We start from the raw sequence: 17,863 nt of genomic DNA, 5'->3' as shown, positions 1-17,863 counted from the left end.
GATGAGCGATTAATTTGAAATGACAATATTGTACTTGATTTTAAATAATATGTCATAACAAGACGATTACTGTGTATCAAAAAGCAAAAAAAATCGCCCCTTTAAACATTTAAGGGGCGCAAAAGGAACACAAACCACTACCAAAACTGTTACAAGGCAAATCCTCCTGATTTTAATTGATGGGTTGCCGGATAAAGTGCTTTCATCAAATCATGCGGTGAAAGCGATAAATCTCTGCTGCCTGTCGTCAGACGCCCCTGCTTCGGGGTCAGTTCAAGCAGGCAAGTATCTTTAGCCTGGATAAACTTATTTTTCGTCTGCCGCAACCGGCGTTGTAAAGCAGAAACAACTTTTTCATATAAGCTGTCTTTTTTCTGTACTTCCCGGGTATTTGCCACCCAGCTCAGACGAATATCACTGGTTTCGTCCTCAATCAGCAAAATGCCGGCTTCTACTTGCTCTGCCTTATTCATACAAGGCAGCCAAACATAATAGCGTCCGTCCAGCGTAATGTAGAATACATCGTGAACTTCACAATCGTTGCAGCATTGGGTTGCCAAAAGCGAACGGATGGTTTGTTGATGCAGTCTCAGAATATCAAGGGAGACTTGCTTGAAAATACTTTCCGGCATTTCATTCTCCTTTCGTTCTGTTGCGCTGTCGTTTCGTTTCGATGAGTTGCATTATACGAGTATTTTTTAATTTTGCAAATGATAATTGTTACTATTTTTTAAAACAGAAATAACACAATGATTTAAAAAGAAATTAATTTTTTAAAAGTTGAGTATTTTACTCAGGATTTAGTATCCATCAGCCTTTTGAAAGACAAACTGCTTTCGCTCGTCTGAAAATTGTCAGCAATTTCTACTTTTGGTAACCATAAGACGGCTCATACCCCACTTGTCTAAAATATTTTCCCTCATCTAAACAACATCCCAATAAGAATACAAAGCAACACCACTCTATACTTTCACCCCCTCCTTGAGTATGATACGAGACATTTTTTCATTTAGTCATTGGAGCATTTGATGAGACGCCAGATTATCCTTGATACCGAAACCACCGGCCTTTACGCCGAAAACGGCGACCGCTTGGTCGAGTTTGCAGGACTGGAAATGGTCAACCGCCAAATGACCGGACGCTTCCTGCACCTTTACGTCCATCCCGAGCGCGATATGCCTGAAGAAGCCGCACGCGTACACGGGCTGACGATTGACGTTTTAGAAGAGAAAAACGCTCCGCCGTTTGCAAAGGTCGGACAAGAAATCAGCGAATTTATCCGTGGCGCGGAATTGATTATCCACAATGCGAAATTCGACGTAGGCTTCTTAAATATGGAATTCCGCCGCATGGGTCTGCCCTCCGTCGAAGAGCTTGGTTGTGAGATTACAGATACGCTGGCGATGGCGCGTGAAATGTTTCCTGGGCAAAAAGCCAGCCTGGATGCCTTGTGCAACCGCCTCTCCATCGACAGAAGCAAGCGCGTACTGCATGGCGCTTTAATCGACTGCGAGCTTTTAGGCGAAGTTTATTTGGCGATGACGCGCCAACAATTCGACTTAATGGGTGAAGAAGGTGAAGAAGAAAAAAAAGAAGACAAGCCCGTCATCATCGCCGAAACAAAACGTTCGTCGCGCTTAAAAGTCATCAAAGCCAATGCTGAAGAGCTTGAAGAACACGAAAAATATCTCGATGCGCTGGGAGAGGCCTGCATATGGAGGCAGGCAGCCGCCGGAGAGAATGTATGAAAAGACGGCATATCGCCCTGATTCCCGCCGCAGGGATCGGCGCTCGCTTCGGTGCAGGCAAACCCAAACAATATATCCGGATACACGGCAAAACCGTCTTAGAGCATACGGTTGCCATTTTTACACAACATCCGTTTATCGACTTGGTCGCTATTATTGTCTCACCTGATGATCCTTTTATTAATCATCTTCAGACAACCTCTGATAAGACAGTGGTTTTCAACGTCGGAGGCAATACCCGGGCAGAAACCGTCCGCAACGGTGTGCAAACACTGATGAAAAAGAGGTTGGCGGATAACCACGATAATATTTTGGTTCACGATGCCGCCCGCTGCTGCCTGCCCCAAGATGCCCTGTCGCGTCTGATTCAGGAAGCCGGAACAAAAGCAGAAGGCGGCATTTTGGCCATTCCCGCAGCCGACACCATCAAACGTTCCGATACCGACGGACAAATCCTGGAAACCGTACCCCGTACAGACTTATGGCAGGCACAGACACCGCAACTTTTTCAAGCCGGATTATTGAATCGCGCCCTATCCGCTTCCGACTTAAACGGTATTACCGATGAAGCCTCTGCCGTAGAACAACTGGGCATAAGGCCTCTACTGGTACAGGGTGATATCCGCAATCTCAAATTAACCCTCCCTCAGGACGAATTTATCATACGGCTGCTTTTGAATACTTGAATAATCTCGACAAAAAGGTCGTCTGAAAACCAGAATTTGGATTTTCAGACGACCTTTTTTCGGCAAGCAGTCAAGTAATGCCACATCAACGCCTACAGTTTTGCCTCATTTCAAATAATGTGCCAACCAAATGCCCGCTGCCGTCAATATAAACGAACCGCCGACATGGAGGCATACGGATAATGCAGCAGTCACCCACCGCCCCTCCTGCATCATAGCCACCGTCTCAAGGGAAAAAGAGGACAATGTGGTCAGACTGCCTAAGAAACCGGTAATCAACAGCAAACGCCATTGAGGATCTGCGACCCACTCGGCACAAAATCCGATAAGTAAAGCCCCTATCCAGTTTGCTGCCAGCGTCCCCCAGCCCAAAATCGGCGCAGCGGGAAGCAGCAAACCAAGTATCCAACGCAATACCGCGCCAACAACCGCACCTAGGGCAACCGGAAAAATATTTAAGAAGTTCATAATCAAATTAAAGACAAACTGAAATTACCGTACGCAAGGTCGTCTGAAAATAAAAATACTGATTTCTCCAAGCTTTAACAGACATACTTGCTTAGATTGCAACCAAAGTTCAAATCGCTCTTACCAAAGGTAACGATAAAACTGAAACAAACAATGAGTGTTATAATAAGTAAAACGACACACCCGACAGGTCGTCTGAAAAGGAGTAATCGACATGCCCCGACGCGTCTTTATCGTACACGGTTTTGAAGGCAATCCGCACGGCAACTGGTTTGACTGGCTCTCGACACAAGTCCGCGCCGCAGGTTTCCAAGCCGACGCACTGGCGATGCCCAATCCCGAACGGCCGACGGTTTCTTCGTGGCAATTCGCTCTTGACCAACACATCGGCAAACCCGACGAAAACACCTTTCTAGTCGGACACAGCCTCGGCTGCATCACCCTTCTGCACTTCCTCAGCCGCCAACAGCCCGAAAAAATCGGCGGCTTGGTACTGGCAGCAGGATTCGCCGATCCTTTGCCCCCGCTGCCCGCCCTAGACGGCTACATCAAAGGCGCCGCGCCGGAATTTGACATCCTGCGCAAAATTCAAATGCCCAAACACTGCATCGTCTCCGACGACGACACCCACGTTCCGCCCGAATTGACCTTGAGTATGGCGGAAAAACTCAAAAGCCCCGTTACCCACATCGCCAAAGGCGGACACCTGATGGCATCCGACGGCTTCACAGAACTGCCGCAAGCTTGGGAAGTATTGAAACCGATGCTTACGGGCTAAAAAATCAGCCGTCAGACACTTCAAATTTCACATTACAGGGCATCTGCCCGCCACAAAACGAATCGACATTCTATCACTTGCAACACCTGAATCCCGAATCCATCATGTCAGTTAACCATTACGAAAACTTCCCCGTCGGCTCGCTCATTATGCCGCGCCGCCTGCGCAAACCCACCCATGCCGTTTACGCTTTTGCGCGCACTGCTGACGACCTCGCCGATGAAGGCAATGCCGAAGCCGATGAACGCTTGCGTGCTTTGGACGAACTTAAATCCGAACTCAACCGCATACAGAGCGGCGAAGCGCCGTTGACTCCGTTAATGCAACGTTTGCAACGCGAAGCCATCGCGCCTTTCAAGCTGCCGCTGCAACCGTTTTACGATCTTTTGTCCGCATTCAGTCAGGATGTTGTCAAAACCCGCTATCAGGATTTTGGCGACCTGATCGACTATTGCCGCCGTTCCGCCAATCCAATCGGACGCATTATGCTGCACCTGTACGGACAAACCGACGAAGTCAGCATCGCCCAAAGCGACGGCATCTGCACCGCGTTGCAACTCATCAATTTTTGGCAAGACGTTGCCGTCGATTGGCAGAAAGGCCGCGTCTATATCCCGAAGGATGATTTGGAAAAATTCAAAGTAAGCGAAGCGCAAATTGCAGAAGGAAAAGCGGATTTCGCGTTTCAAAGACTGATGTCTTATGAATGCAACCGCGCCTTCCAAATGCTCAAAGGCGGTTCGCCCTTGGGTAAAACGCTGAAAGGCCGTTTGGGATTTGAATTGCGGATGATTATTGTGGGCGGACAACTGATTTTGCAGAAACTGGACGGCTGCAAATACGATGTATTTATGCAACGTCCTGTTTTGGATAAAAAAGATTGGCTGATTATTCTGAAACGGGCATTCTTGAAGAAATAAACCGACCGGCGCAAAAGGTCGTCTGAAAACGCAGCTTGAAGGTTTCAAGGCTGTTTTCAGACGACCTCATCGCAGCCCTCTCATCAAATATGTACCTTGAAAAAAGTTACCTTAGCCCCGTTTATAGCAATAGTACATCGCCAACCTAATCAATAATTTCAAATCGAAAAAATTATTCTCTTTGAACTTGGCAAGGCAACGGGCAACGCGCCCTACCGGTTAAATCCTCCATAAGCTCATTGAATCAGGATATACATAAATCAAACGTCGTCTGAAAGCCTGACGGTTTTCAGACGACGTTCGATTTATGATCTATTGAAATGCCGGCGGTCGGCTTAAGCCGCAGCCTGCCGCCATTGCGCCAAAAGCTGCTTCAATACCTCAGGCTGATCGTGTCCGTTGCGGATGGCGGCCTCCAACCATCTACAAGCTTCATCTGCATCATGCGCTATGCCCGTTCCGTTAAAATAAAGGCAGGCAAGATTATATTGCGCCATTGCATCATGATTTAGAGCCGCTTTTTCGAACCATTCTGCCGCCTTGGCATAATTCTGAGCCGTACCATGTCCGTTGTAATACATCATGCCCAAATTGGTCTGCGCCTTCCCATGACCCAATAAAGCCGAACTCTCATACAGCCTCAACGCTTCCGAATGATCGGGATGGCGGTTCAAACCATAATGCGCGGCAAACGCCTGCTGATAAAGTTGCTCTGCTTCCTGCTTCTTCAAGGCTTTTTCTTTTGCTTCGGCATATTCATCGGGTTTATTGCCCAAGGCAATATCGGCAAGCAGTTTCTGATGTGCCTGGATATTTCCTTTATCCGCTGCCTGACGGTAATAGCGCCGTGCCTTGATAGGATCGGGAACCACACCCAAACCATAACGGTAAATATCGCCCAAAATCCTTAAGGCTTCGGAATGCTGCTGTGCAGCCGCTTTTTCCGCATACACATGAGCCTTGCCGGTATTGCGTTCCACCCATTTTCCCAAGAGGTAAATTTCTGCCAATCTTACCTGTGCGTCGCTGCTGCCTCCTCTTGCCGCAGCCTTCAAACGGTGTATGGCCTCTTGCGGATCAGTTTCCAGCAGTAAATCTGCCAACATGGTTTGTGCGGCAGCAATCCCGCTATCAGCGGCATGGCGCAGATGAACGACGGCAAGCTGCTTGTTCGGGTCGGTTCCCTGTCCTAATTTATATTGCAGTCCCAGCTGCCAATGTGCTGCAGGAAAATCCTGCTCCGCAGCTTGTCGGTAAAACAAATGTGCCTGAGCAAAATCGGGAGGTGAGGCATATTGATGGTGTTGCGCTAAAAAGTATAATGCCTGCGGATGATGCTGAGCGGCAGCCATGTACGCCCATTGCAACGCCTCTTCATGCCGCCCACCGTCATGCAAACTCCGCATCAGTTTAAGCTGGGCATGAATGATACCTTCTTCAGCCAGCTCCTTGTAAGCCGCCATCAATGTATTGAAAGGCATGCCTTGTGATTCTTGAATCTGGAGCAGATTGTATCGAGCATAAGGATGCCCGCTTCCCGCAGCCTGCTGCATCAGTCTGATACCTGCCTGCCTATCCGCCGAAATTCCCAAGCCCTGCAACAGACAGCCTGCCAGTTGAAATGCGGATTCCGCATGCCCGGCTTGCGCAGCCTGACGCAACAAAGGAACGGCTGCCTCAAAATCAGGAGGTGTCCTAGTCAAATGTGAAATTGCTTCCCTGTAAAATGTGTCAGCAGTATTCATTTTTATAATCCGATTTGTCTAAAATGCGCCGGATAATTAATTTTTCTTGTTTTATGCTATACAAGCCAACCGACGGCCAAGTCGCGCAAGTTTATCAGAATTTCGCCTTCCTGTTTATTCTATTATAATAATCATCTTATTATCAGATATATAACACGGTGAAGTGTCGTCTGAAAAAGACGGTAAACTCGTTTATAATACGATTTTTCTTTCGGGCCGTTTTAACCATGAAAAAGGTTGAAAAAAACGTATTGGTGCTGCACAGCGCAAAACAGATGTTCGACTTGGTCGATAAAGTTGAGGACTATCCAAACTTTCTCCCCTGGTACAGTAAAACCGAGGTCATAGAGCGCAAAGATAAAGAACTCAAAGCACGGCTGTTCATGGACTATATGGGTGTGCGTCAATCTTTTGCGACACACAACCACAACATTCCCGGATCGGAAATCCGTATGGACTTGCTGGAAGGCCCTTTTAAAACCTTACGCGGTACATGGAAGTTTATCGATTTGGGCGGAGATATGTGTAAAATCGAATTTCGTTTGGAATATGATTTTTCCAATATGCTGCTTTCTACCGTCATTTCCCCCGTATTCAACCACCTTTCCAGTACGCTGGTCGACGCATTCGTCAAAGAGGCAGACAGACGCTATGCTTGAAATCGAAATTGTCTACGGAACGGCTGAAAAACAGATATTACGCTCAATCCGTATTGAGCAAGGAGCAACCGCAAGGACAGCTGTGCTTCAAAGCGGCTTGGATAAAGATTTTCCTGAATTGGATTTGAATGCGGCCCCTCTGGGTATCTTTGGAAAAAGAGTCAAAGACGACGTTTTGTTGCGCGACCGAGACCGTATCGAGATATACCGCCCTTTACTGATTGACCCGAAAGAAGCAAGACGCAAACGGGTCGGTAAAACCCAATAAAATGCTTGAAAAGGTCGTCTGAAAACCTGTTGCTGTTTTCAGACGACCTCTCTTTGAGGAAACACAATGTCAAATAAAATCAAAATGATTGTAGGACTGGGAAACCCCGGTGCGGAATACGAACAAACGCGCCACAATGCCGGATTCTGGTTTATCGACGAATTGGCATGGCAATATAAAGCCACTTTAAAAGAAGAAAAAAAATTCTTCGGCTCAGTAGCCCGCATCAGCATATCCGGCTCAGACTTATGGCTTTTAAAACCGGCAACATTTATGAACCGCTCCGGTCAAGCAGTAGCCGCGCTGGCGCAATTCTATAAAATCAAGCCCGAAGAAATACTGGTCGTCCATGACGAACTGGATATTCCGTGCGGTAGGATAAAATTTAAATTAGGTGGAGGAAACGGCGGTCATAACGGCTTAAAAGACATTCAGGCACGCTTGGGAACGCCTGATTTTTACCGCCTGCGCTTGGGTATCGATCATCCGGGAGACCGAAATCTGGTTGTCGGCTATGTCCTGAATAAACCCAGCCCGGAACACAGGCAGCAAATTGATGAAGCCATCAATAAATCATTAAAAGCCGTTCCCATGCTGTTAGCCGGAGAATGGGAAGAAGCCGTACGTTTTTTACACAGCAAATGACTTTTAGACGACCTTTAGGAGCAAACGATGAATGAGCTTCTTGAAGTAATTAAAACAGAATCTGTCGGAACGGTAGAAGAAACACTGGATTTTTTCTTATACGAATGCAGCTTGGACGAAGCACCAACCATTGAAGAAGTCAAACTATGGCGTGATGAACTGGACAAACGGGGGGGTAAATTTATCCGTTTGTCCGCCATCTGCCAAAAATGGCTGGATGAGGAAATACAATGAAACTGCCTTTGAATAAGTTTACCTTGTTAGCAGCGGCTTGGTTTGCAGCAAGTATTTACGCATTACTTTTCAAAGAGTCCGGCAATACTCCCCCTCCCTTCCCCAATTTCGACAAGGTTGCCCATTTCATTACATTCTTTGCACAAACATGGTTAATAGCCAAAATCTTTTTATCCGAGCAAAAACGCGTACCTTATAAAAAACTATTGATATTCGCCTTATTGTTTGCCTTCTTTAGCGAATGGGCTCAAGCAACGTTTACAACGACAAGGGAAGGTTCACTTGGAGACGGAATAGCGGATATGCTTGGCACAATGGCTGCCTTATGGTTTGCCAAAAAGGTAGAGAGTGCGAAATTACAGAATCAAAAGCCTATCTGATGCCATATTCGAATACTGAAAACTTCTTAGGCAGTCTATAAAATAAAAAACCGATTCCCCATATGGAATCGGTTTTTTACAAGGGAAAATTACAGAGCATCTTTCAATGCTTTACCGGCACGGAATTTAGGAGTTTTAGCAGCAGCGATGGTCAGAGGCTCGCCAGTTTTAGGGTTACGGCCTTGACGCTCTGCGCGCTCACCAACGTAGAAAGTACCGAAACCGACCAGAGTGACGGTATCGCCTTTTTTCAGAGCGTTGGTTACAGCATTGGTAGTGGCATCCAGAGCTTTTTGAGCGGCAGCTTTAGAAATACCGGCTTCTTGAGCAATTGCTTCGATCAATTCAGACTTATTCACAATCAGTCCCTTCCTATCGTTGAAAATAATGAAATGCCCGAATACTCGGGGCTTCGTACTTTTAAGTACCTTTGCGCTTTATAGCAATTCTGAAAATACTGTGTCAAGCAAAAAATGCGGAATTGCCCTATTTTACAGGCTTCCACGGCAAACCCGCATCTTTTGCAACACATTTTTTACAAAATCAGTGTTTGGTCGCTTTCGCCCTTGACTTAGGCTTTGCGGCTTCAACTTGCGTTTCTTCGGTACTTAAAGGCGCAACCCAAGGTGTAGGCTGACTTTCCAAGCCCAAAGTGAGAACTTCATCTATCCATTTGACAGGATGGATGGTCAGACCGGTTTTCACATTTTCAGGGATTTCTTCCAAGTCTTTAACGTTGTCTTTCGGAATCAGGACATGCTTGATACCGCCGCGCAGGGCTGCCAACAGTTTTTCCTTCAATCCGCCGATTGGCAAGACTTCGCCGCGCAGAGTGATTTCGCCCGTCATCGCCACATCGGCGCGCACCGGAATTTTGGTAAAGGCAGACACCATCGCCAAGGTCATGGCGATACCTGCGCTCGGACCATCTTTCGGCGTCGCACCTTCGGGAACGTGAACATGGATGTCTTTTTTCTCGTAAAAATCAGGAGCCAAACCCACTGATTCTGCACGGGAACGGACAACAGACCATGCTGCGGACACGGATTCCTTCATCACATCGCCCAACTGGCCGGTACACTGAATCACGCCTTTACCTGGCAATGCCACAGCCTCGACGGTCAGCAATTCGCCGCCGACTTCCGTCCACGCCAAACCGGTAACCTGTCCGATGCGGTTTTCACTTTCGGCAACGCCGTAATCGAAACGGCGCACGCCCAAATAGTCATGCAGGTTTTTCTCATTGACTTTAACCGCCTTAGGCTTGGCTTTGCTGGTTTTCTTGGTTTCAGACGACCTCTTCTTATCTTCGTTCAAGGTAATCTGCATCACCACCTTACGACAGATTTTGGCAATCTCGCGATCGAGCGAACGCACACCGGCTTCACGGGTGTAATAACGGATAATATCGCGCACCGCGCTTTCTTCGACCACCAATTCGCCTTCTTTCACGCCGTTGCGTTTCATTTGTTTCGGCACGAGATACTGCATGGCGATATTGATTTTTTCGTCTTCGGTATAGCCGGACAAACGGATGATTTCCATGCGGTCGAGCAATGGAGTCGGGATATTCAGACTATTAGATGTGGCGATAAACATCACATCACTCAAGTCATAATCCACTTCCGCATAATGATCGGCAAACTTGTTGTTTTGCTCAGGATCGAGCACCTCAAGCAACGCGCTGGCTGGATCGCCGCGGAAGTCGCTGCCTAACTTGTCGATTTCATCGAGCAGGAACAGCGGATTCTTCACACCCGCTTTAGCCATGTTTTGCAGGATTTTGCCGGGCATAGAACCGATATAGGTGCGGCGGTGTCCGCGGATTTCGCTTTCGTCGCGCACGCCGCCTAAAGCCATGCGAACATATTGGCGGCCTGTTGCTTTGGCGATGGACTCGCCCAATGAGGTTTTACCCACACCTGGAGGACCGACCAAACACAGAATCGGACCTTTGAGCTTGTCCATACGCTTTTGGACGGCGAGGTATTCCAAAATCCGCTCTTTGACTTTTTCCAAGCCGTAATGGTCAGCGTTCAACACCAAATCGGCTTTGGCAATGTCTTTGCTGACACGGGATTTTTTCTTCCACGGCAGCTCAAGCAAAGTATCGATATAGTTGCGCACGACAGTGGATTCCGCAGACATAGGCGGCATCATTTTCAGCTTTTTCAGTTCGGACAGACATTTCTCTTCAGCCTCTTTGGTCATGCCCGCTTCTTTGATTTTTGCTTCCAACGCATCCAGTTCGCCGCGTTCGTCTTCTTCGCCCAATTCTTTCTGAATCGCTTTCACTTGCTCATTCAGATAATATTCGCGCTGGGATTTTTCCATCTGGCGTTTAACGCGACCGCGAATGCGTTTTTCGACCTGCATGATGTCCAGTTCGGATTCCAACTGGGCAAGCAGAAACTCCATACGGCCGATAATGCCGAAGGTTTCCAAAATCTGTTGGCGCTGCTCCAGTTTCAACTGCAAATGCGCCGCAATCGTGTCCACCAAACGGCTGTTATCATCGATGCCATTGATGGTATTGATGATTTCGGCAGGGATTTTTTTATTCAACTTGGCGTATTGGTCAAACTGGGTAAGCAGCGTGCGGCGAATGGCTTCAATATCGGGATTGTCCGCATCCGCATACTCATCGACAGCTTCGACATGAGACAGGAACAACCCGCCGCTCTCTTCAATGGTCAACACTCTGCCGCGTCGGATACCTTCGACCAACACTTTCACTGTACCGTCAGGCAACTTCAACACCTGCAAAACCTGCGCGACCGTACCCGTACGGTGCAAATCAGACGCCGTCGGATCCTCGGTGTTCGGGTCGATTTGCGCCAGCAAAAACACCGGATCGTCATTCGCCATTGCCGCTTCCAATGCCGCAATGGATTTCGGGCGGCCTACGAACAGCGGCAACACCATATGCGGATAAACGACGACATCGCGTAAAGGCAGGGTTGCCAATGCGCTGTATTCCTCAAAATGTTTTTCTTTTGTCGGCATATTGTTCTCTACTTGGTAATAAATTCGGAATGTCGCTTAAATTGGGATGGAAAAGCGTATTTCAAGACTTGAAAAAGCCGATGTACGCTTCTATTTTTATCGGCAACTTTTTGCGATAAAATACACGCCATTCGAGGTCGTCTGAAAGGCTGGAAACTTTTCAGACGACCTCTCGGCATACAGCACATCAGGAGTCAGCCATGACCGACCAAACCTCACTAATCGAATTCCCTTGCCAATTCCCAATCAAAGTCATGGGCGATTCGCATCCCGAATTTGAAAAAAATATTCTAGAAACCGTCCGCAAACACGCGCCCGATACCGAACCCCACCACATCACCACCCGCCAGAGCAGCAAAGGCAACTATACCGGCGCGACCGTCAAAGTAAACGTTGACAGCAAAGAGCAATTAGACAAAATCTACCGCGCCCTGACCGATCACGAAATGGTAAAAGTAGTGTACTGATATGAAAATCGTGCATAAAGGCATGGTCGAGTACCAGCCGACTTTCGAAGCCATGAAAGCGTTCAACGCAGCCCGCGACGAACATACCGAAGACGAATTATGGGTGGTTGAGCATCCGCCCGTCTTCACGCAAGGCTTGGCGGGCAAACCCGAACACCTCCTGATTCGCGACGATATACCCGTCGTGCAAATCGACCGGGGCGGGCAAATCACCTATCACGGTCCTGGTCAGTTGGTCGTTTACACCATGATCAACTTCAAACGCCGCAAAACCAGCGTCCGCAACATCGTTTCCGCGCTTGAAAACAGCATCATCACCACGTTGGCGGAATACGGAATCGAAGCGGCGGCAGACCCGAAACGCCCCGGCGTTTATGTCGGCGAGCGCAAAATCGCCTCACTTGGCTTGCGTATTAAAGACGGCTCCGTCTATCACGGTCTGGCATTAAACGTAAACATGGACCTAAGCCCGTTTACCCACATCAATCCCTGCGGCTATGCCGGCATGGAAATGACGCAAATCGCGGATTTTGTCCAACCCTGCCCCTCCTTGGACGAGGTCGCACAAAAACTGACCGCACACCTCGAGACACAACTCACACCGAAAGCGAACAATTAATGAGCGAAATCAAAGTTGACGATCCCAAACGCGGCGTCAAACTCAAAGGCGCGGACAAAACCGCCCGCATTCCGATCAAAGTCGTCCCCCTTCAGGAAAAACTGAAAAAGCCCGAATGGATACGTGCCAAACTCCCGTCACGCAAATTCTTTGAAATCAAAGACATTTTGCGTGAGCAAAAAATGCACACCGTTTGCGAAGAAGCCTCCTGCCCGAACATCGGCGAATGTTTCAGCAAAGGCACGGCAACCTTCATGATTATGGGCGATATTTGTACCCGCCGCTGCCCGTTCTGCGACGTGGGACACGGCCGTCCGAATATGCTCGACCCTGACGAACCGAAAAACCTCGCAGAATCCGTTAAAGCCATGAACCTGCGTTACGTCGTCATCACTTCTGTTGACCGCGACGACCTGCGCGACGGCGGTGCTCAACATTTCGCCGACTGCATCAAAGCCATCCGCGAAACCAGTCCGAACACAAAAATCGAAATTCTCGTTCCCGACTTCCGCGGCCGCTTGGATATCGCACTGAAAATCCTTGCCGAAACCCCGCCCGACGTAATGAACCACAACTTGGAAACCCATCCGAGCCTGTACAAAAAAGCCCGTCCGGGTGCCAACTATCAGCATTCCCTCGACCTGCTGCGCCGCTACAAAGAAATGATGCCGCACATCCCGACCAAATCCGGCATCATGGTCGGTTTGGGCGAAACGGACGAAGACGTGCGTGAAATCATGCGCGATATGCGGGCGCACAATATCGAGATGATTACCATCGGCCAGTACCTCCAGCCTTCAGACGGACACCTGCCCGTCTTGCGCTATGTCACGCCCGACCAGTTCAAAATCTTTGAAAAAGAAGCGTACGAACTGGGCTTCACCAACGCCGCCATCGGCGCCATGGTCCGCTCAAGCTACCATGCCGACGAACAGGCTGCCGAAGCATTGCGCGAAAGTCATGGCGGTGGTTGCAGTCATCATTAATAACCGTCACTAATAAAAAAGAAAAAGGTCGTCTGAAATCGGTTTTCAGACGACCTCGCAATTTACACACTTTGAATTCAAAAGCAGCCTCATTGCAAAAATCAACTAAATCGCCCCTTAGTCCCTCTCGTTGGTTTTCAGACGACCCTAAAGCCTATGAACATCTCTCAACTCCCACTTTGGCAAACTCCCGAACAAGTCTGCGACATTTTACTTGCACTGCCGGAGAAACAGCGCAACCGTGCCTTGTACGAACTCGTTTTCCTTTTCGATCACGATAATCCGCAAGGTCGGACCGAAGCCGAAAGTCAACTCGCAACCTTGCGCCTACTGTGGCATGACCCGCGCTTTCAAGGTTTGGAAAACATCAAACATTGGCTGCGAGATGTGCTTGCTTTAGACGAGGTAAACGGTTCATGGCTTGCGTTGCAAGGCGAAATCGAAACGCTGATGGAAACGCTCCATCCTGAAACCTGCCGCACTTACGGCGAATACGGCGGTATGTTCAAAAGCGCGCAAACGCTCGAACCTTTTGTCGCCCGAATGCTTGAACGAGATACCGAAGCCTCGCGCAGCATGGCTTGGGACTGTCTGTATTGGAATAAAGAACTCTGCCACCTGCGTCCTGATTGGGATGAATGGTTGAAAGATGAAAACCGAAATCTGCATGAAAAATACGGAGAAAACAGATAGCGGGCGCGGTTGAGTGGGGCTGATTGATAGGCTTTCTGATTGAAAAACAAACCTGACCGTTCTGGCTCGCCTAAATGGGAGAACAAACGGAAAGTTTGTACAAGAACGAATAGCAAACAATAAAAGGTCGTCTGAAAATTTGAACTGCACCCCAAAAGTTGGACACATCCCCCCCAACTCACAAGGTGCAGTTTTTTTATGAGCAAATATACATTACACTTCAAATACCAAGCCGTACTCCACTACCTGCATATACGCAGCCAACAGCGTACCGCAGACCACTACGGCATCTCCCGAACCCACCTGCGACGATGGATACGCGCCTATCAAGAAGGTGGCATCGGCGCACTCGAACATCCCCAATCCAAAACCATGGCCGACCACCGCAAAAACCCCTTCATCGCCGACAAACCCGACCACGAAAAAACACAGGCAGAGCTTATCGAAGAGTTGTGCTATATGCGCGCAAAGGTTGCCTACCTAAAGGAGTTAAAAGCCCTCAGCCAAAAGCGGACCGAAAAGGACAAAGCCAAACCGTCCAAACACTGAGGGCGCAACACCCGCTCAAATACCTGCTGCACATCGCAAACCTGCCCAAAAGCAGCTTTTACTACCACCACCAAGACCGGCCTGACCCCGACGCAGCCGACAAAGCCCTCCTCATCGAAACCTACCGGCGGCATAAAGGACGCTACGGGCAAAGGCGCATTGCCGCAGCATTGGGTTGGAACCGCAAAAAAGCAGCGCGGTTGATGACGCAGTTGGAACTGAAAGCCCTTATACGGGCGAAAAAAGCCTACCGCCATCCCGCCATGGGCGAAATATCGGAACACCTCCTCAAACGCCGGTTCAAAGCCCGAAAGCCCAACGAAAAATGGCTGACCGACGTGACCGAACTCAAAGGAAGCGACGGCAAACTGTACCTCTCGCCGATATTGGACCTGTTCAACCGCGAGATCGTCGCCTACGCCATGAGCCGCAATGCTAACAGCGACATGGTGAAGGAAATGCTCGAAAAAGCCGCACCCCGTCTGACTGATAAAGGAACGATGCTTCATTCCGACCAAGGTGTGCTGTACCGTACGGCGGGGTATAGGGAATTGCTTGCCCAGCATTCCATGGTTCAAAGCATGTCGCGTAAGGCGAACTGCTGGGACAATGCGCCGATGGAAAGCTTCTTTGCGGTGTTGAAGACGGAGTGTTTCTATCGTGCAGGGGAATTGACGGTGGATGAATTGATGAAACAGATAGATGACTATATGGATTACTACAACTGCGAGCGTTGCAGTTTGAAATTGAAAAAGCTGAGTCCTGTCGCATACAGAACCCAGCTTACACAGAGCGCCTGAATAGGCTTTTATGAGTGTCCAAGATTTGGGGGCCAGTTCAAATTTTCAGACGACCTTTTTTCATTTCATCAACAGTCTGGTTGAATCAATCCAGCTTTTTAAAATGGCGGCGGCGTTCCAGTTCGCTCAGGTAACGCTTGCGCAGACGGATGGATTGTGGCGTGATTTCCACTAGTTCGTCATCGTCGATAAACTCGACCGCACCTTCCAGCGTCAGCTTGATCGGCGTAGTCAGGCGCACGGCTTCATCGGTGCCGCTGGCGCGGACGTTGGTAAGTTTTTTGCCTTTGAGCGGGTTGACGACCAAATCGTTTTCTCGGCTGTGGATGCCGATAATCATGCCTTCGTAGATTTTGTCGTTGGGCGATACGAACATACGGCCGCGGTCTTCCAAGTTCCACAAGGCATAAGCGACGGCTTCGCCTTGCTCTTGGGAAACCAGTACGCCGTTGTGGCGGCCGGGCATATCGGGTTTTACGGGTGCATAGTCGTCGAATACATGGCTCATCAGACCGACACCGCGAGTCAGTGTCATGAATTCGCCTTGGAAACCGATTAAACCGCGCGCGGGAATATGGTATTCGAGGCGGGTACGGCCGTTGCCGTCGCTTTCCATATTGGTCAGTTCGCCGCGGCGGCGACCGAGTTCTTCCATTACCGCGCCTTGGTTGTCGTCGGGTACGTCCACGGTCAGGTTTTCATAAGGTTCGCATTTTTGACCGTCGATATCGCGGTAAACGACGCGCGGCTTGCCGACTGCCAGTTCATAGCCTTCGCGGCGCATGTTTTCCAGCAAAATGGTCAGGTGCAGCTCGCCACGGCCGGATACACGGAACACGTCGGCATCGGCAGTATCTTCCACGCGCAGGGCGACGTTGGTCAGCAACTCTTTTTGCAAGCGGTCGCGGATTTGGCGGCTGGTCACGAATTTGCCTTCGGTACCCGCCAGCGGGCTGGTGTTTACCATAAAGTCCATGGTCAGCGTCGGTTCGTCTACGCTCAACATCGGCAAGCCTTTGGGATTGTCTTTGTCCGTGATGGTTACGCCGATACCGATGTCTTCGATACCGGAAATAATCACGATGTCGCCGGCTTCGGCTTCTTCAAGCGGTATGCGTTCCAAGCCTTTGAAACCTAAAAGCTGGTTGATGCGGCCTTGGGCGATTTGCTGATCGTGGTTCATGACGGCAACGACTTGACCGGGTTTGATGCGTCCGTTCAAGATACGACCGATGCCGAGGCGGCCGGTGTAGTTGTCGTAGTCAAGTTGGGAAATTTGCAGTTGCAGCGTTTCGTCCGCGCTGCCGCTCGGTGCAGGCGTGTGTTTTAAGATGGTGTCGAACAGCGGACGCATGTCGTTGCTCTCGTCGGTTTCTTCCAGTTTGGCGAAACCGGACAGACCGGAAGCGTAGACAATCGGGAAGTCCAACTGCTCGTCGGTTGCGCCCAAGTTGTCGAAGAGTTCGAAAGTTTGGTCGATGACCCAGCTCGGACGGGCGGAAGGTTTGTCGATTTTATTGATGACGACGATCGGTTTCAGCCCCAAAGCCAAGGCTTTTTTAGTTACAAAACGGGTTTGCGGCATCGGACCTTCTTGCGCATCCACCAACAATACGACGCAGTCCACCATACCCAAAACGCGCTCCACCTCGCCGCCGAAGTCGGCGTGTCCCGGGGTATCGACGATGTTGATGTGGTAGCCTTCGTAATCGATGGCGGTGTTTTTGGCGAGGATGGTAATGCCGCGTTCTTTTTCAAGGTCGTTGCTGTCCATCACGCGTTCGTCAACCTGCTGGTTGGCGCGGAATGTACCGGATTGGCGCAGCAGTTGGTCAACTAATGTGGTTTTGCCGTGGTCGACGTGTGCGATGATGGCAATGTTGCGAATTTGTTTCATGGTGATATGTATTTCAAATGATTTTTATCAAAAAGTAACTCGCGATTATATCACGGTTCATCTTATCGAACGGAGGGGGAGCAGATTAAATTTGAATCGGTACGGCGTTTGTCCTGGTTCAACCGTCATTCACTATATGCGTACTGCGGCACAGTTTGACGATATAGTGGATTAACTTTAAACCAGGATGGCGTTACCTCGCCTTAGCTCAAAGAGAACGATTCTCTAAGGTGCTGAAGCACCAAGTGAATCGGTTCCGTACTATCTGTACTGTCTGCGGCTTCGTCGCCTTGTCCTGATTTAAAGTTAATCCAC

The 17,863-nt window shown here is 49.2% G+C and carries 21 protein-coding genes; 15 read left to right on the top strand and 6 right to left on the bottom strand.

The features are described from left to right. Nucleotides 1-149 precede the first annotated feature (149 nt). Complete coding sequence (locus DBY90_RS03125; RefSeq protein ID WP_003742463.1) at nt 150-632, bottom strand: hypothetical protein; 483 nt, start codon at nt 630-632, stop codon at nt 150-152. Between the two features lie 393 nt (nt 633-1,025). On the opposite strand from DBY90_RS03125, the gene dnaQ reads away from it, so the two are divergent. Beyond that, on the top strand, nt 1,026-1,748 hold the full coding sequence (dnaQ, locus tag DBY90_RS03120) for a DNA polymerase III subunit epsilon (protein ID WP_099048553.1): 723 nt from the start codon (nt 1,026-1,028) through the stop codon (nt 1,746-1,748). After that, nucleotides 1,745-2,434 carry a 2-C-methyl-D-erythritol 4-phosphate cytidylyltransferase gene (ispD, locus tag DBY90_RS03115; protein WP_070491514.1) on the top strand — a complete coding sequence of 230 codons (690 nt, stop codon included), beginning with the start codon at nt 1,745-1,747 and terminating at the stop codon, nt 2,432-2,434. Before dnaQ ends, ispD begins: the two co-directional genes overlap by 4 nt. A gap of 105 nt (nt 2,435-2,539) precedes the next feature. On the opposite strand, the gene crcB is transcribed toward ispD, so the two are convergent. After that, complete coding sequence (crcB, locus tag DBY90_RS03110; protein WP_070491516.1) at nt 2,540-2,902, bottom strand: fluoride efflux transporter CrcB; 363 nt, start codon at nt 2,900-2,902, stop codon at nt 2,540-2,542. Nucleotides 2,903-3,116: 214 nt separating this feature from the next. Between crcB and DBY90_RS03105 the strand changes: the two genes are divergently transcribed. After that, on the top strand, nt 3,117-3,680 hold the full coding sequence (locus DBY90_RS03105) for an RBBP9/YdeN family alpha/beta hydrolase (RefSeq protein WP_070491518.1): 564 nt from the start codon (nt 3,117-3,119) through the stop codon (nt 3,678-3,680). A gap of 104 nt (nt 3,681-3,784) precedes the next feature. Continuing rightward, nucleotides 3,785-4,600 (top strand): squalene synthase HpnC, encoded by an 816-nt coding sequence (gene hpnC, locus DBY90_RS03100; protein WP_070491594.1) that lies wholly within the window; start codon nt 3,785-3,787, stop codon nt 4,598-4,600. Nucleotides 4,601-4,935: 335 nt separating this feature from the next. On the opposite strand, the gene DBY90_RS03095 is transcribed toward hpnC, so the two are convergent. Then, nucleotides 4,936-6,345 (bottom strand): tetratricopeptide repeat protein, encoded by a 1,410-nt coding sequence (locus DBY90_RS03095; protein ID WP_070491520.1) that lies wholly within the window; start codon nt 6,343-6,345, stop codon nt 4,936-4,938. Between the two features lie 227 nt (nt 6,346-6,572). On the opposite strand from DBY90_RS03095, the gene DBY90_RS03090 reads away from it, so the two are divergent. The 5 genes from DBY90_RS03090 (at nt 6,573) to DBY90_RS03070 (ending at nt 8,531) form a co-directional block, all read left to right on the top strand. Next, nucleotides 6,573-7,004: a type II toxin-antitoxin system RatA family toxin gene (locus DBY90_RS03090; RefSeq protein ID WP_070491522.1), complete on the top strand. Its 432-nt coding sequence runs from the start codon at nt 6,573-6,575 to the stop codon at nt 7,002-7,004. Beyond that, nucleotides 6,997-7,272 (top strand): RnfH family protein, encoded by a 276-nt coding sequence (locus tag DBY90_RS03085; RefSeq protein ID WP_049227709.1) that lies wholly within the window; start codon nt 6,997-6,999, stop codon nt 7,270-7,272. Before DBY90_RS03090 ends, DBY90_RS03085 begins: the two co-directional genes overlap by 8 nt. Before the next feature lie 66 nt (nt 7,273-7,338). Continuing rightward, nucleotides 7,339-7,917, top strand: a complete 579-nt coding sequence (gene pth / locus DBY90_RS03080; RefSeq protein ID WP_070491525.1) for an aminoacyl-tRNA hydrolase — start codon at nt 7,339-7,341, stop codon at nt 7,915-7,917. Nucleotides 7,918-7,944: 27 nt separating this feature from the next. Beyond that, nucleotides 7,945-8,151, top strand: a complete 207-nt coding sequence (locus tag DBY90_RS03075) for a hypothetical protein (protein WP_003742447.1) — start codon at nt 7,945-7,947, stop codon at nt 8,149-8,151. Then, nucleotides 8,148-8,531: a VanZ family protein gene (locus tag DBY90_RS03070; RefSeq protein ID WP_070491527.1), complete on the top strand. Its 384-nt coding sequence runs from the start codon at nt 8,148-8,150 to the stop codon at nt 8,529-8,531. The genes DBY90_RS03075 and DBY90_RS03070 overlap by 4 nt, the downstream gene beginning before the upstream one ends. An 89-nt stretch (nt 8,532-8,620) precedes the next feature. Here the strand turns inward: DBY90_RS03070 and DBY90_RS03065 are convergent, their stop codons facing one another. Both DBY90_RS03065 and lon read right to left on the bottom strand, forming a co-directional pair. Continuing rightward, nucleotides 8,621-8,890, bottom strand: coding sequence for an HU family DNA-binding protein (locus tag DBY90_RS03065; RefSeq protein WP_003677477.1), 270 nt, complete (start codon nt 8,888-8,890; stop codon nt 8,621-8,623). A 184-nt stretch (nt 8,891-9,074) separates the two neighbouring features. Further along, the gene (lon, locus tag DBY90_RS03055; RefSeq protein WP_070491529.1) at nt 9,075-11,537 is read right to left on the bottom strand and encodes an endopeptidase La; all 2,463 of its coding nucleotides are present in this window, start codon (nt 11,535-11,537) and stop codon (nt 9,075-9,077) included. Nucleotides 11,538-11,737: 200 nt separating this feature from the next. On the opposite strand from lon, the gene DBY90_RS03050 reads away from it, so the two are divergent. The 6 genes from DBY90_RS03050 (at nt 11,738) to DBY90_RS03025 (ending at nt 15,651) form a co-directional block, all read left to right on the top strand. Next, nucleotides 11,738-12,004 (top strand): HP0495 family protein, encoded by a 267-nt coding sequence (locus tag DBY90_RS03050; protein WP_016687581.1) that lies wholly within the window; start codon nt 11,738-11,740, stop codon nt 12,002-12,004. A gap of 1 nt (nt 12,005) precedes the next feature. Next, nucleotides 12,006-12,623: a lipoyl(octanoyl) transferase LipB gene (gene lipB / locus DBY90_RS03045; protein WP_070491531.1), complete on the top strand. Its 618-nt coding sequence runs from the start codon at nt 12,006-12,008 to the stop codon at nt 12,621-12,623. Continuing rightward, a complete protein-coding gene (gene lipA / locus DBY90_RS03040) occupies nt 12,623-13,609 on the top strand; it encodes a lipoyl synthase (protein WP_070538959.1) in 987 nt (328 codons plus the stop codon). Before lipB ends, lipA begins: the two co-directional genes overlap by 1 nt. A gap of 156 nt (nt 13,610-13,765) precedes the next feature. Then, nucleotides 13,766-14,302 (top strand): hypothetical protein, encoded by a 537-nt coding sequence (locus tag DBY90_RS03035; protein WP_070491536.1) that lies wholly within the window; start codon nt 13,766-13,768, stop codon nt 14,300-14,302. A gap of 198 nt (nt 14,303-14,500) precedes the next feature. Then, complete coding sequence (locus tag DBY90_RS03030; RefSeq protein ID WP_234405092.1) at nt 14,501-14,851, top strand: helix-turn-helix domain-containing protein; 351 nt, start codon at nt 14,501-14,503, stop codon at nt 14,849-14,851. Beyond that, on the top strand, nt 14,755-15,651 hold the full coding sequence (locus DBY90_RS03025; RefSeq protein WP_107986516.1) for an IS3 family transposase: 897 nt from the start codon (nt 14,755-14,757) through the stop codon (nt 15,649-15,651). Before DBY90_RS03030 ends, DBY90_RS03025 begins: the two co-directional genes overlap by 97 nt. 85 nt (nt 15,652-15,736) lie before the next feature. Here DBY90_RS03025 and typA read toward each other — a convergent pair whose 3' ends face one another. Further along, nucleotides 15,737-17,548, bottom strand: coding sequence for a translational GTPase TypA (gene typA / locus DBY90_RS03020; RefSeq protein ID WP_070492989.1), 1,812 nt, complete (start codon nt 17,546-17,548; stop codon nt 15,737-15,739). Nucleotides 17,549-17,863: the final 315 nt, after the last annotated feature.

It is taken from the genome of Neisseria mucosa (assembly GCF_003044445.1).
Lineage (GTDB): Bacteria > Pseudomonadota > Gammaproteobacteria > Burkholderiales > Neisseriaceae > Neisseria > Neisseria mucosa_A.
This window is presented reverse-complemented; position numbering and strand designations above follow the sequence as displayed.

Bases quoted from the DNA above. Each gene is read 5' to 3' on its own strand.
- ispD (WP_070491514.1), top strand. From the start codon at position 1,745: ATGAAAAGACGGCATATCGCCCTGATTCCCGCCGCAGGGATCGGCGCT.
- DBY90_RS03035 (WP_070491536.1), top strand. From the start codon at position 13,766: ATGAACATCTCTCAACTCCCACTTTGGCAAACTCCCGAACAAGTCTGC.
- DBY90_RS03105 (WP_070491518.1), top strand. From the start codon at position 3,117: ATGCCCCGACGCGTCTTTATCGTACACGGTTTTGAAGGCAATCCGCAC.
- DBY90_RS03085 (WP_049227709.1), top strand. From the start codon at position 6,997: ATGCTTGAAATCGAAATTGTCTACGGAACGGCTGAAAAACAGATATTA.
- DBY90_RS03125 (WP_003742463.1), bottom strand. From the start codon at position 632: ATGCCGGAAAGTATTTTCAAGCAAGTCTCCCTTGATATTCTGAGACTG.
- DBY90_RS03095 (WP_070491520.1), bottom strand. From the start codon at position 6,345: ATGAATACTGCTGACACATTTTACAGGGAAGCAATTTCACATTTGACT.
- DBY90_RS03050 (WP_016687581.1), top strand. From the start codon at position 11,738: ATGACCGACCAAACCTCACTAATCGAATTCCCTTGCCAATTCCCAATC.
- DBY90_RS03075 (WP_003742447.1), top strand. From the start codon at position 7,945: ATGAATGAGCTTCTTGAAGTAATTAAAACAGAATCTGTCGGAACGGTA.
- DBY90_RS03070 (WP_070491527.1), top strand. From the start codon at position 8,148: ATGAAACTGCCTTTGAATAAGTTTACCTTGTTAGCAGCGGCTTGGTTT.
- typA (WP_070492989.1), bottom strand. From the start codon at position 17,548: ATGAAACAAATTCGCAACATTGCCATCATCGCACACGTCGACCACGGC.
- crcB (WP_070491516.1), bottom strand. From the start codon at position 2,902: ATGAACTTCTTAAATATTTTTCCGGTTGCCCTAGGTGCGGTTGTTGGC.
- lipB (WP_070491531.1), top strand. From the start codon at position 12,006: ATGAAAATCGTGCATAAAGGCATGGTCGAGTACCAGCCGACTTTCGAA.
- pth (WP_070491525.1), top strand. From the start codon at position 7,339: ATGTCAAATAAAATCAAAATGATTGTAGGACTGGGAAACCCCGGTGCG.
- lon (WP_070491529.1), bottom strand. From the start codon at position 11,537: ATGCCGACAAAAGAAAAACATTTTGAGGAATACAGCGCATTGGCAACC.
- DBY90_RS03030 (WP_234405092.1), top strand. From the start codon at position 14,501: ATGAGCAAATATACATTACACTTCAAATACCAAGCCGTACTCCACTAC.
- lipA (WP_070538959.1), top strand. From the start codon at position 12,623: ATGAGCGAAATCAAAGTTGACGATCCCAAACGCGGCGTCAAACTCAAA.
- DBY90_RS03090 (WP_070491522.1), top strand. From the start codon at position 6,573: ATGAAAAAGGTTGAAAAAAACGTATTGGTGCTGCACAGCGCAAAACAG.
- hpnC (WP_070491594.1), top strand. From the start codon at position 3,785: ATGTCAGTTAACCATTACGAAAACTTCCCCGTCGGCTCGCTCATTATG.